Origin of the sequence: Paenibacillus sp. PK3_47, assembly GCF_023520895.1 — a bacterium.
GTDB lineage: Bacteria > Bacillota > Bacilli > Paenibacillales > Paenibacillaceae > Paenibacillus_AQ.
The window spans coordinates 230,814-244,240 of sequence record NZ_CP026029.1; the positions used below are offsets into that span (position 1 = coordinate 230,814).

The window sequence follows — 13,427 nt, forward strand, 5'->3', positions numbered from 1 at the left end:
GAGCATAATCCAACGTTATTTTAAATTAGGGAGGATCTCATGTGAAAAGATCAGCACAGCAGGAAGACGCGGCAACAGCCAGCGTTATTCCGTCTTCCGGCACGTTCATGCGTTTACTGAAGCTTGGCAAGCCTTATATCGACTGGTATGTGATGCTCTGTCTGCTCGCTGCAGTCATTTCACTGACTACGGTAGGTATGGCGGAATGTCTGCGGCGGATCATTAATGCGGCAACCAATCAGGATATGACCGGCCTTGCAGCGGCAGCTGTACTTGCCATAACGATCGCAGTGGCCGATGTAGCGGCCAGCTTTGTGAAGAACTATTTAACGGGTGTTCTGGAGTACAAATCGACTTCGAGATTGCAGATTGCACTGCTGGATAAGCTGCTGCATTCGCAGATTAAAGAGCTGGACCGCTATCACTCCGCCGATCTGATCAGCCGGATCAATGACTCCGCGCCTGCCGCCCAGCAGGGCATCAACAACAAAACAATCGAGCTCTTCAGCAATGTGATGCAAATATTGTTCCTGCTCACCTATCTCCTGTCGCTTCAATATGTCTTAACCATCGGTACGATTCTAATCTGCGCCCTCGTCCCTCTCGTCATGATTCCCTTCACTGCCCGCATGCGCGCGCTCCATCAGCAAAGACAGGAGGTTGAAACCGCCCAGCAGATGTTTATTCAGGATACGGTGCAGGGAGCCGAGGTCGTCCGCGCTTTCTCGCTGGCCCCTCAGCTGAACCGGAAATTCACTGAACGGGTGAACCAATTCTTCAAAATCCATCTTCCGGTCTCCCGGCTTGAAGCCGTGGGCTATAATCTGCCGTTCGCTGTCGTGCTCGGAGGATTGCTGTATCTGCTCTCCTACGGCGGGTATCTCGTTATTGATGGCCGGCTGGATGTGGGAGCTGTAGCAGCCTTTCTGATCTGTTTTGAACAGTTAACGAATCCGGTCTCGAAGCTGGCTAATCTTTGGACAGAACTCCAGTCCTCCCTGGCCCAGGGGAACCGGCTGTTCGAAATGCTCGACCTGAAGACGGAAGATGAAAGACAGGCTGGGGACACCCAGGACCTGAGACATGTTGAGCAGAGCGGGCTATCAGTGTTGACTATTACTTTTAACAACGTAAGTTTTAACTACAATAGGGATCCTGTCTTACAAAATATCTGCCTCACTATCGCCCCCGGCAAAGTCACGGCACTCGCCGGCCCCAGCGGCAGCGGCAAAAGCACGCTCCTGCATCTCCTGCTTGGAGAATATGAACCGGCGGAAGGCAGCATTGAATGCGGCGGCGTTCCGTTAAGCAGCATCCCTCCCCGGCTGTGGCGGGGCAGCTTGGCTTATGTATCCCAGGAGCCCTATCTCTTCTCGGGAACGCTATATGAGAATATCGCCTGGGGCAGATCCGGGGCCACCCATGAAGAAGTGATCAAGGCAGCACAAAAAGCCGGTATCCACGAATTCATCATGAGCACACCGCTGCAGTATGAGACCGCTATCGGTGAACGGGGCCTTACCTTGTCCGGAGGAGAGCGGCAGCGGTTGTCCATCGCCAGAGCTTTTATCCGGGAACCAAGGCTCCTGCTGCTGGACGAACCAACGGCCGCACTCGACAGCCACAACGAGCAGATTGTGCAGCATGCGCTGCAGGAGCTGATGCGCGACCGCACAACGATGGTCATTGCCCACAGATTATCGACGATCCGGGAGGCGGATCAGATATATTTTATGGAAGCGGGAACGGTTATGGAAGAAGGCACACATGAGAAACTCATGGCCATGGAGGGCAAATATTACACAATGGTTGAAGCCTCTGCCAAAAGTGAAGTTATACCAGCAGCAGCCGGGGAGGTAAGTCTATGAACGCCAAAAGTCAAAGCCGTCTGACACTGCTGGCTGCCCTGCGCCGGCTAATGACTTATTCCCGGGGTTACCGGTTCATGTTCATTGCGGCCATCCTTCTACTCTCTGCCAGGCTGGTGTTGGATGTCGGTTTTGCAGCGGTTCAGCAGATGTTCATCGATACCATTAACAGCGCCAATATGGCATCACTTACACGTTTGACGGTTATTTGTGCTACTGCCTGTACGCTGATTATCCTCTGTCTCATGCTGCAGCATTATTTCCGCTTTGTGGTGCAGAGCAGGATATCCTGGGATCTGCGCGCGGCAATGTTTGACAAGACTCACCGCATGCCCTTCCGCCAGCTGCAGTCCATGCATTCCGGAGATTTGACCTCACGCAACAACAAGGATGCGGGCGCAGCCTCCGGCATGATTAACAGCATTGTATATGATTTGAATTACAATCTGATTCTGTGTTTCGTTTCATTTCTCTATCTGGCCAAAATGGATGTCTGGATCGCACTGCTCGCCCTTGGCTCAGGTCCTCTCGTGTTTCTCTCCGGCCGGTTCTTTGACCGCAGATTGCGTAAATTATCTTCTGAAATCTATGCCAAAGAGTCGGAGCTCCGGGGCCTTCTCCAGGAGACGCTTCAGGGCCTGAAGATTGTGCGGGCCTTCTCTCTGGAAGAGACACTTCTCCGGAAATACACGGTGGAACGCGGGAAGCTTAATGTCATGCAGCACCGTAGAACACTCTTGAATACGCTGCTGTGGCACACCTCTGCGCTTGTGAACAATCTGGTAATGGTATCTTGTGCCGCTCTGATTGCCTTGTCTGCGCTAAAAGGCGGCACAACCGCCGGAGAAGTGCTTGCTTTTATCATTCTGATGGGGCGTGTCCAGTGGCCCTTTGTGCATATGTCCCAGACTTGGGGCGGGGTCCAGGAGGCGCTGGGGGCAGCAGACCGTGTATTTGAGGTATTGGATGGTCCTGCCGAGGGCTCGTATCCGACCCCGGTCATACCGCTCCATGCTTCTGACAGCTCAGACGAATCTGCCGCACTAACGGTACAGGACCTTCATTACAGCTATTCTTCTGCACAAAATAACGGCAGCCCGCTGTTCACCGGCGTGAACCTCCGGGTCCGTCATGGCGAAACTGTCGCTGTGGTCGGTCCAAGCGGCTCCGGCAAAACAACACTTGCCCGCTTATGCTGCGGATTATATCCGCCTGATGACGGCAGTATTGCCATTTACGGTAACCATGTTCAGAACAATCTCGAAAAAGCCCGGAGGCTGATCACCTATGTCCCCCAGAATCCCTATCTGTTCTCAGGAACAGTCAGAGACAATATTGCCTTCAGCGCAAGTGAAGCAAGCGACGAAGAAATTCAGGAAGCTGCCCGTCTGGCCGGCGCCGATGAATTTATTGCGCGAATGCCGGACGGTTATGACACGGTCATAGGTGAACATGGTTCAACCTTATCCGGCGGGCAGCGGCAGCGGATCGCGATTGCCCGGGCTTTTCTAAGGAATGCACCACTCCTGCTGCTGGATGAAGCCACGTCTGCACTCGATAATGAATCGGAGCGGATGATCCAGCAGTCGCTTGATTTGCTGATGCAGAACCGGACCACGCTGGTCATCGCCCACCGGTTGTCCACGGTGCGTGAAGCTTCCAGAATTATTGTGCTGGATCAGGGAAGGATTGTGGAGGAAGGCACTCATGAGGAATTATTGGCGCAGAAAGGGCTTTACTCTGAACTGTATCATATACAATTCAAGGCATCTGATGCGGAAAGCGGTGAACGGAAAGAGTGCTCGGCTACACAGCCTGCTTGACCTACCATTAACAGCTGATAAGTAGCCCATTGTATGCGAAAAACCAAGTATATTGGCCCACTGAGAAGAGAAGTGAACCCCTTGTATGCGAAAAACCGAGTACAAGGGGCCACTGCGATGGGAACCGAGTTCAATGTACTCGAAAAACCGAGTACATTGGGCCACCGAGAAGGGAAACAAGCCCTTGTACACGAAAAACCGAGTACATTAAGCCACTGCGACGGGAACCGAGCCTATTGTACACGAAAAAACGAGTACATTGGGCTACTGCGATGGGAAACGAACCTATTGTACACGAAAAAACGAGTACATTGGGCTACTGCGATGGGAAACGAACCTATTGTACGCGAAAAAACGTGTACATTGGGTTACTGCGACGGGAGCCGAGCCCATTGTACGCGAAAAACCGAGTACATTGGGCCACTTCAATGAGAACCGAGCCTATTGTACGCGAAAAAGCGAGTACATTGGGCCACTGCGATGAGAACCGAGCCCAGTGTACACGAAAAACCGAGTACATTGGGCCGCTGCGATGAGAACCGAGCCCATTGTACACGAAAAACCGAGTACATAGGGCCACTTCGACGGGAACCGAGCCCATTGTACACGAAAAACCGAGTACATTGGGCCGCTGCGACGGGAACCGAGCCCATTGTACGCGAAAAACCGAGTACATTGGGCCACTTCGATGGGAATCGAGCCCATTGTACGCGAAAAACTGAGTACATTGGGCCACTTCGATGGGAACCGAGCCCATTGTACACGAAAAACCGAGTACATCGGGCCACTTCGATGGGAAACAAGCGCATTGCTAACTAACGGGGTTTAGGGACCCTCCCCCATTTCCTCCACAGGCAAAACGGGTGTGTTTAGTTCGCGCGTTTACGCACTATATCTCGCTAATACCCAATCAAAAAGCTGACCGGCACCGAAATGCCAGCCAGCTTGTTCTGCCCATTATTCTTCGCGGATCACTAACAATACGCCTGCAAAAATCAATATTGTACCTCCCCAGAACGGCAAGCCAATGCTTTCACCAAGCAGCACCCAACCCAAGAAAGTTCCTACGACCGGCTGGAAGAAGAAAAACAATCCCCCGCTCGTAGCATTAAGCATCTGCAGACCGCGGTTCCAGAGCAGAAATCCGCAGGCTGTCGAGATCACTCCGAGGTATAGTAGACCGCCCCAGATGGAAGGATGCATCATCGCTTCAAAGTCCAGCGCCGGCAGCCGATTCCAGGCAAACGGCGTTAACAGGATAACAGCGACAAGAACCGCATAAGTTGTGACAACGATCTGCGAGTAATGACCAGGAACTCGCTTGACGAGGATAGACATCAGTGACCAGGTCAAGGCGGCCACCAGCAGCGAGATGCCGCCAAGCTGAAAATCTTCACCGAAATGGGCCTTGCCTACGATGATATAGACACCTGCAGTGGCCAGCAGAATCGAGAAGGCTTTTTTCTTCGTGATCTTCTCTTTCAGAATCAGGCGGGCGAACAGCACCATAAAAGCCGGTGTCGTTGAAGTAATGACCGCCCCCATCGCGGCTGAAGAGAGCATGGTGCCGACTTCCTGGGTGACAATAGAGATGGTATTGCCAATAAGTCCGATTAATAAAATAAGCAGCAGATCACGTTTGGCAATCCGCCAAGACTGCCTGGTGACCAGGCCGATAATAAGCAGCGCGGCAAGCGCAATGATATAGCGTATCCACACTAATTCAAGCGGCGGAACAGTGTCCACTACGACTTTTACAACGACATACATCCCGCCCCAGATACTGGCTGCGAGCGATAGATACAAAGAACCGATGAATTTGCTTTTCATGAGTTTCCCTCCGTTTTTTTAGACAGATGCTGTCCTTAACGGAGAAGTAGTTATTCTCCTGTTAAGGTAGAGTAACTACAGGCACATCATTTTCATGCCGTGGTGAATACATCATTCTGTTCATCTCCCTTACGTGACAAGTTCTTTATCATACAACAATTTTGTCCTAAAGCCATCTTGCAAACCGTTTATGAACCACCTGGATCTCTCTATCATTAGCCCACTGCGTCAGCTCTTTGATCCCCTGATCCTCTTGTTCCGCAAAGCTGAAGCAGTATTTGTAAGGCACTAATAGAGATCCGCGCGGTTTAATCCCGATAACAGGCCTGAAATAACTCTTGATATAGATCCCTTTGATCTCGGCGGCCTCAATCCTCTGATTCTTGAATGTAATAACTTCCGGCAATATATGTATCTCAAAACGTCTCCTAAACGTGCACACTCTATATAACATGACGCCTATAATGACTATACTTATTGCAATAGGAATACTGCTCACATAAATGTCTCTGGTCCGCTCACTGTTCAGAATAAACCACCGGAAATACAAGATCCAGCCGCTGGACAGCAGCATAAGATAGATCTGTGATACCAGTTCCGCAGGCGGCCTCCCCTTATATCCGGCAATTACACAACTCTCATTCATGCAACCCCTCGTTCCCACATTTTATCTATTTTGTATTAACTATTCACGCTTTCCTGTATGTTTTCCTCTTTTTTAACAAGTCCCCTTCTCCTAGGCACAAAAAAAGAGATGCCCTAAGGCACCTCTTCACTGCAAGTTTGATCATCCGCTCCCGCGTCTCCATTACTCCGCTTTTTTCATAACCGGCATCCAAATTTCGCTCCGGTAGTCCGGCAAGCTGGTATCCTTGCTCTCGTTCCACAGGATCTCCGGGCCTTCGGCCAGCTCATAATTGGAGGAGGGGAACCACTCGGAGTATATACGTCCCCATACATTCTGCAGCGTCTCCGGAAAAGGGCCAACGGCTTCAAATACAGCCCAGGTTCCCGCAGGAACCTCCAGCGCAGACAGATGCTCCGGGCATTCCAGCGTGGTGGCGACACCGATATAATGGTCCAGTCCGCCCTTCTCCTCCATCCGTTCTTCGGAAAAATTCACGGATGCGCTAAGCATTCCTTTGGGCTCGGTATTGGACAGCTGCTTAAGCTCAGTAATGGTTTCCATGTTCAGACTCTGCCACATTTCCGCAATCTCCGGGTTCACACCGCTGAACTGGATCGCTACCCTTTTGTGAAGGCCAATGATGCGAAAAGCTTCTTTTTCCTCAATCCGGTAATTCATTTCATTTCCTCCCCTTATCGTCAGCTGAAAAGTCATGCGGGGGAAGGCTTTCAATGACTGGCCCTTGTTCCGGGCTTCTGAAGGTGCAATCCCATGGAAGAGCTGAAAAGCCCTGGTGAACGCATCGGCTGAGCCGTATCCGTATTTAACAGCAATATCGATGATCCTCAGCGGACTGCTCTGGAGCTCAAATGCGGCGAGTGTCAGCCTTCTGCGGCGGATATACTCGGACAGCGGAATCCCGGCAAGAAAGGAGAACATCCGCTTAAAATGATACTCCGAGCACAGCGCCCTTTTGGCCGCTTCCTGATAATCGATATCCTCAGTCAGATGATTCTCGATGTAGGTTAATGCACCGTTCATATGTTCCAGCAGGTTCATGCCGTCAGCTCCTTTCCCCACCCTCAGAATAACCCCACCGCCGGATGCGGGTCCGACTTTTCATGCACCGGATTGACGGATACGGGTTCCCGTTTAAGCCGCAGCAGGCTGCGTGTTCCCTTTATAGATAAAATAGAGCGCAAGAATCATAAACAATACCGCCACTGTGCGTTTGAGATCGATCTCAATGACAAGGCTGTTGAACCAGCCAAAGTGGTCAATCACCATCCCGATGATCAGCTGGCCGATAATCCCGCTAATATTGGCGGCAATAACCCCGATTCGCGGCACAGCCATAACCGTAAGCAGCAAATACATCGTACCTAAGAAAGCAGCACTTAACTGCCATTTTGGCGCTTCGAATATAGCCAGCAGATTTCCTTGACCAAAGAAAAGAATTACAATAGCCAGAAACATCGTTCCGGTCACAAATGTTAACAGTGTTGTTTCGATTGTACCCGTTTTTTGACTGAGTGTCCCGTTAATAGAGGACTGTGCGCTCAGCGTTATACCGCCAAACAGGGTGAACAGAATCATAAGTATAGCCATGTTAAGCCTCCTAGTTAATTAATACAAGTGCAGCTACCATTGACAGCAGGGCAAGAATTTTATATTTGTTAATCTTGATTTTTCTGCTGCCCAGCCAACCGTAATGTTCAATAATCATGCTCATCACCATCTGTCCGATAATTACAGCCGCCATGGTGATTCCCACCCCGACAAACGGGACACTGATCACAATGGATGTTAAATAGACAACCCCGAGAATACCGCCCAGCAGTGTCCACTTAGGTGCCTCCATTACGTGTGACAGCTTTCCTTTTCCGAAAAAGATCCATAATAAACCCATGATAATAGACCCTGCCAGGAAATTATAAAAGCTGGTCTCCAGTTCACCTATCGATTTCCCCAGCTCTCCGTAGATAGCTCCTTCGAAGCTAAGGGCCGCCCCTGCCAGCAGTGCCAGTACATATGAGATGTAACGCAGCATAAAGTATGTCTCCCCTTATATCCTTGTATTTATATATCTAGAAACTTCGATATTGTATTCAAAAAAAACAGAAACATTCTGACTCATATTTCTGTTTTTAGATACTCCGCCAGCTGACGGATCACTTCTTCGTTCCGCCTGTAGTAGGTCCATTGTCCATGGCGCTCCGATTCGAGCAATCCGGCCTTCTGCATCATGTTCAGGTAGTGTGATACCGTAGACTGGGAGACCGCTGCTTTCTCTTGGATATCCCCGACACATACCCCGCCTTTATAGCTGACCTCCTTGGGCAGATGTGCCCCCTGTTTGGGAAAATGCTTTTCCGGTTCCCTTAACCACCGCAAAATATTAAGCCTGGTTTCATTCGACAGCGCCTTAAATACATCGATTGGTTTCATGAACGTATTGTATATCGAATATTTTCGATATGTCAACCTCCGGGTTCCAGTTACATTCCCGCCGCCGCTTTGATCCGGCTTCGTTCGGACATGATCAGCTCTTTCAGAGTTTCTGTTCCAAAGGCTCCTGCCGTGAATGCATTACCGTTAGGATAGTATACCATTCGTAAGGACGTGCCATCCTGGAGATGCACCCGCAGGAATACTCCGGATTCAGACTGGATTTTTTTATATACACCTTCAAAGCCGACATTCTGCAGGGGCAAAAGCTCCCCGATGAACTGCGCTGAAGCTTCTGCGCTGAAATCGCCGATATGGCTTCCGTCCTGGCCGCTGTCCAGACTTACTTTGAGCACTTTCCCTTCGATGTCCAGCAGATCCCCCATCGTGGCAGCCTTGGCATTCTCATTTACTTCATAGATCTTGCTGCCGGCAGCAACACGGAATTCCTGCCTGTACCCCTTAACAGCATACACTGGCGTCCCAACCGGAAGAAAAGCCGCGTCACCATTTCTCGTTACATGGTCCGTACAGGCATTATTTTCGAGCATATAAGAGATCTCCCCGACCTGTTCCCCCAGCAGATCAGCAGACACCGGGAGCGTCCCTTCGAAATTCTGATAGTATTTGATATCATTAATCATCAGAAAATCCACCCACTCTATAATTGCATTACAGGGTTCGGGGGTGGCTGCCGGCACATCTTCCCGGGTAATCCCCGAAACAGGCTCCGCTGCGGTGGTTGCGGGTACATCTTCCATTGCTGTTACTGCTGGCTGTAGCGGCACTTCCTGCCGGGTTTGATTCTGCTTCTCATTTGCGCATCCGGCAGTAAGCAGCGCCAGCATTAGCAGGCACGCGGCCTTTGCCAGCCATCTCATGAATTTCATGGACATTCACCTCATCCTATAGACGCACGTTTGGATGGGATGTTACAGCTTGGGTTTGCTTTTTACCAGAAAAAGGTTCAAATCATCGTCCACAGGAATCTCTCTCCCAGGTTCAACCGCCCGGTAATTATACATGACGCCTTTTCCGTCAGGGACAAAGCCCCTTTTGATGTACAATCGCTGAGCTGTCCCGTAATCTGCATAGAGCCCAAAGCCGATACCGATAGTTTCAGATACTGCAAACGCCTTTTCTTCCAGCGCCGCGAATAACAAGCCTCCAATTCCCCGTCTTCTAAGCGGGGGGATGATGTCAAAGTTCTGAATTTCCGGTATGCCGGATTCAGCAAAATAGGGATACTCCGGCCTTAACACAACATGTCCCCAGCCTGCGAATTCACCCTCGTATAATGCCAGAAGGGTAACTCTTTCTTCTTTTAGGTTCTGTTCATAGCAATCATGAATATATTCCAGCGGTTTGCTAACATCATGTCCGTATAACCCTTTGTGGATGAACGCAATGTCTGCTTCTGTCATTTTCCTGATCTGTATGGAGTAACTCATTATTTGTTTCCTCCTGATCACTCAACATAATTAACTTTGGTGACACTCTGCCCCTTACTTTCCCTTAGTTTATTCAGATTCTCCACATTGTATCATATCCCCGGCTGTATTCCTCCAGCAAAAAACCTGCAGGTTATTCCCTTGCGGGAACCGCCTGCAGGCTGTAATCACTGTTATAAACAGCAGATTGTATGATAGCATCTTGTATATATTATTGAACTTCAGTTGCTCCGGTTACTTTACCTTCAATAACAGCCGATGCTTGCACATCCGCATTTGCAAAGTACAGATTTCCGTCAATGGTTGCATTCTCAGTCAGGTTGAAGCCGTTAGCCTCGACATATACATCACCTTTAATAGTACCGCCTTGAACTCTGAAGTTTTCGCTTTGTACAGTTACTTTAGGTGCTGTCAGTGTATAAGAAGCTGTAACATTGTGATCCGCATCCTGTGCGTACAGGGCAAGCTTGCGGTAGACATCATTCTCTGCAGCGCCTTTATCATGGAATTCACCTGCAACGACAACATCCTGGTCTACGGTCAGATCATTAAGAATGGCAACGATCCATGTTCCTTCAGCACTCACTGCTTTTGTAAACGCGGCAGCCTCATTAACGATTGAAGCGGCCGAAGTGGCATCTGTCTGTTCAGCAGCCGGAGCAGTTGTTGCAGCCGCCTGGTTAGCCGCTTCCTCATTGTTGTTACCGCAACCTGCGAGCAATGCTGCCGATACACCTGCTACTACCAATGCTTTAAATAGTTTCATTTTAAATCCCCCTATTTCTTATTTATAATCACATTATATATTAAAATTTGATCATAATCACGTGATAAATTTCACAATATTGTGTCTTTTTTCACAAAGTTTCTGTAATTCTATTGAAAACGCGTAAAACCCCATTTACCTACTACCTAGGTAAACGGGGTTTTACGTATTCAATCCTGTGTTCAACTTAATCATTTCCTCCAGCAACAATCAATCCATATCCTTGACATGGTGTTTGTTATTCATTTTTCAGCCTTACCCGTGCGCTCCTGTACGGAGTATTAATCCATGTCCCGCATATGGGATGAGTTCCCGCGTACTCGATATCACGAAAAACGTTTTCACGGACGCTTTTCCTGCTGTGATAATCGTTTGCTAGTACGCTTCGCTAACCTTTTTCATTGGAATCACGTTCTTTCTGTGCAAGTTAGGACTTGCTCGAATGTTGTTTTTCCTTTGTTTCAGGTCTGCTTCAGTTTGGGTTCCCGCATACCCACGGTCTGTGAAAAGATGTTGTCACTTACATCTTCTCCCGCTACAGCCGATTCCGGCATGCTTCGCTAACATAGTACATCGGGGGCCTCTCCTTTCCTTCATTCATTTCTAAATTTAGGAATGAGTCGATCACCTTCGGCAACCAGTTGCTTGTATTGGGTTCCTTTGGTGATGTCTACATTATAGCAAAGGATTATTAAATATTAAAATTCCATAATATTGTATATTCCGCCCATATTCCTGATATTTTACGGGTTCATGAAATCATCCGAACGAGCCTTTAAATTGCTCAGGATTTTGGACTTTTTTACAATATTCCTCATTAAGCGCTTTCAAATCTCACATTATGGTGTCATTGTTATCGCATTGTTAATCCTTGATCAGCACTATGTATTCGAACAGCAGGATAAAACATGCGGTAAATATACCGCACGCCGTTATGACCGGCAGCAGGGGCGGATAGGTCTCTCTCTGAAGATGTGAGCACATCGCTACTATCCACAGCACAGCAAAGGACAAAGGAACCGTCCCCGATATACTCCCTCTTGCTGTACGCCTGCCACGGTAGATAAAGACAGCAATTTCCACCAGTGAATAAGTAATAAATACAGTGAGCTCCAGTATGGTAATCGTATCTGCCATGTCCTGTGACATCAGGTGCATCAACGCATACTGCAGTGCCAAAACCATCAATACCGAGTTGTTAAACGAAAGTCTTTTTAAAAATAGCACAAGCTCCACTCCCTTGATTTGGGTGTTCGGGCTGCTGCCTGTATGTCCATAGTCTCCGGCGAGTCAGGCCGAATATAAATGTTTACGCTTTCATTATAGAGATAAAATTTTTGTTTTACTGTGGAGAACCTATGACATTTTACATGAAGGGTCAGGTTTATCCTTAAAATTTCTGCCATTTGTCCAAGATCAGTCTATTGCTGTATGCTGGAGGGTAAGAATGAAATCTAATCGCTGACAATCATTATATTCTGCTTCTGAGAGGTTAATGCTTATGAATCTTACATCTTTAACAGCAAGTCTCGCACCGCTTCATCTGCGAAGCTGTCTGATCAGCCGGCAGGGCCGGCTGGTCTATGAACACTACAGAAATGAACATACGCCGGATGAACTGGCCAAAATCAATTCGTGCACCAAAAGCGTCCTGTCCTCCCTCATCTGTATCGCCATGGATCAGGGTGTGCTTCCCGGACCGGACACCTGTATCACTGAATTTTTTCCGCAGCTGCGTAATGATCCGGATCCCCGTAAGTCTGAAATTACGCTGCACCATCTGCTGACGCTGACAGCAGGCTTTAACTGGACAGAGTTCGGCGGGCAGAAGTCTTTTCCCCGGATGACCCGGACGGAGAACTGGATACAGTTTGTGCTGGAACAGCCTTTGTCCGAGCCTCCCGGAACACGTATGGAATACAACTCCGGCGCCTCCCAGCTTCTGTCTGCTATTCTGGTCCAGGCCTCCGGGATACGTACTGCAAGGTTCGCTGAGCAATATTTGTTCGGACCGCTTGGCATTCAGGAATATGAGTGGGAAGCTGATCCCAGGGGAATTCATACAGGCGGGTTCGGGCTCAAGCTGCGTCCGGCTGACCTGATGAAGCTGGGACAGCTATATTTGCAGCAGGGGGAATGGAACGGACATCAGCTGATCTCCCGGGAATTAGTCAAAGCTTCAACGGAAACCGCCATTCAGGTGGAAGCGCCCCGCCGCGGCGGATATGCCTGGCACTGGTGGACTGACACTTTCCAGGAGTCTGGAGATAAATCGCCTGCTCCGGTTCTGGAGTATTTTAATGCACGGGGCTATGGCGGGCAATTTGTATATGTGCTGCCTGCACTGGAGACGGTTGTGGTCCTCACCCAGGACAAGTTTGGCAAAAGCAAACCTTCTACGGATGTCTTCCGGGAGCATATTGCACCTGTGCTGGCAGGACAAGTGCGGTAGCCTCACCTGCAGCCGGGCTTTAAATGTATTTCATACAGCTAAAACGGTCTATTGAGGAGCCGAAAAAGATATAGCTGCATTCTCTACATCTAAAAAACGCTATTCTGCTTTAAATCAGGCTTTATGCCAATTTTAGCTGCACAGAGTACACTTAAACCTCC

Annotated in this window: 13 protein-coding genes; 3 read left to right on the forward strand and 10 right to left on the reverse strand. The window is 49.1% G+C overall.

Features of this window, described 5'->3' with window-relative positions; all coding sequences use genetic code 11:
• The first annotated feature begins 41 nt into the window (after nucleotides 1-41).
• Together C2I18_RS01115 and C2I18_RS01120 are read left to right on the forward strand one after the other, a co-directional pair.
• Entirely contained in the window at nucleotides 42-1,868 is a 1,827-nt protein-coding gene (locus C2I18_RS01115; protein ID WP_249899460.1) for an ABC transporter ATP-binding protein, read from the forward strand.
• Nucleotides 1,865-3,691, forward strand: a complete 1,827-nt coding sequence (locus tag C2I18_RS01120) for an ABC transporter ATP-binding protein (RefSeq protein WP_249899461.1) — start codon at nucleotides 1,865-1,867, stop codon at nucleotides 3,689-3,691. Before C2I18_RS01115 ends, C2I18_RS01120 begins: the two co-directional genes overlap by 4 nt.
• 957 nt (nucleotides 3,692-4,648) lie before the next feature.
• Here the strand turns inward: C2I18_RS01120 and C2I18_RS01125 are convergent.
• The 10 genes from C2I18_RS01125 to C2I18_RS01170 form a co-directional block, all read right to left on the reverse strand.
• Nucleotides 4,649-5,521, reverse strand: coding sequence for a DMT family transporter (locus C2I18_RS01125; protein ID WP_249899462.1), 873 nt, complete (start codon nucleotides 5,519-5,521; stop codon nucleotides 4,649-4,651).
• A 166-nt stretch (nucleotides 5,522-5,687) separates the two neighbouring features.
• Nucleotides 5,688-6,167, reverse strand: coding sequence for a hypothetical protein (locus C2I18_RS01130; RefSeq protein WP_249899463.1), 480 nt, complete (start codon nucleotides 6,165-6,167; stop codon nucleotides 5,688-5,690).
• Nucleotides 6,168-6,329: 162 nt separating this feature from the next.
• Nucleotides 6,330-7,208 (reverse strand): AraC family transcriptional regulator, encoded by an 879-nt coding sequence (locus tag C2I18_RS01135; protein ID WP_249899465.1) that lies wholly within the window; start codon nucleotides 7,206-7,208, stop codon nucleotides 6,330-6,332.
• A 93-nt stretch (nucleotides 7,209-7,301) separates the two neighbouring features.
• Nucleotides 7,302-7,757, reverse strand: coding sequence for a DMT family transporter (locus tag C2I18_RS01140; RefSeq protein WP_249899466.1), 456 nt, complete (start codon nucleotides 7,755-7,757; stop codon nucleotides 7,302-7,304).
• A 10-nt stretch (nucleotides 7,758-7,767) separates the two neighbouring features.
• A complete protein-coding gene (locus C2I18_RS01145; RefSeq protein WP_249902310.1) occupies nucleotides 7,768-8,196 on the reverse strand; it encodes a DMT family transporter in 429 nt (142 codons plus the stop codon).
• Nucleotides 8,197-8,282: 86 nt separating this feature from the next.
• Nucleotides 8,283-8,597 carry an ArsR/SmtB family transcription factor gene (locus C2I18_RS01150; RefSeq protein WP_249899467.1) on the reverse strand — a complete coding sequence of 105 codons (315 nt, stop codon included), beginning with the start codon at nucleotides 8,595-8,597 and terminating at the stop codon, nucleotides 8,283-8,285.
• Nucleotides 8,598-8,647: 50 nt separating this feature from the next.
• The gene (locus tag C2I18_RS01155) at nucleotides 8,648-9,487 is read right to left on the reverse strand and encodes a hypothetical protein (RefSeq protein ID WP_249899469.1); all 840 of its coding nucleotides are present in this window, start codon (nucleotides 9,485-9,487) and stop codon (nucleotides 8,648-8,650) included.
• 42 nt (nucleotides 9,488-9,529) lie between these two features.
• Entirely contained in the window at nucleotides 9,530-10,069 is a 540-nt protein-coding gene (locus C2I18_RS01160; protein WP_249899470.1) for a GNAT family N-acetyltransferase, read from the reverse strand.
• 190 nt (nucleotides 10,070-10,259) lie between these two features.
• Complete coding sequence (locus C2I18_RS01165; RefSeq protein WP_249899471.1) at nucleotides 10,260-10,814, reverse strand: polymer-forming cytoskeletal protein; 555 nt, start codon at nucleotides 10,812-10,814, stop codon at nucleotides 10,260-10,262.
• Between the two features lie 864 nt (nucleotides 10,815-11,678).
• Nucleotides 11,679-12,041: a hypothetical protein gene (locus tag C2I18_RS01170; protein WP_249899472.1), complete on the reverse strand. Its 363-nt coding sequence runs from the start codon at nucleotides 12,039-12,041 to the stop codon at nucleotides 11,679-11,681.
• Between the two features lie 274 nt (nucleotides 12,042-12,315).
• Here C2I18_RS01170 and C2I18_RS01175 point away from each other — a divergent pair, with 274 nt between their 5' ends.
• On the forward strand, nucleotides 12,316-13,266 hold the full coding sequence (locus C2I18_RS01175) for a serine hydrolase domain-containing protein (protein WP_249899473.1): 951 nt from the start codon (nucleotides 12,316-12,318) through the stop codon (nucleotides 13,264-13,266).
• Nucleotides 13,267-13,427 lie beyond the last annotated feature (161 nt).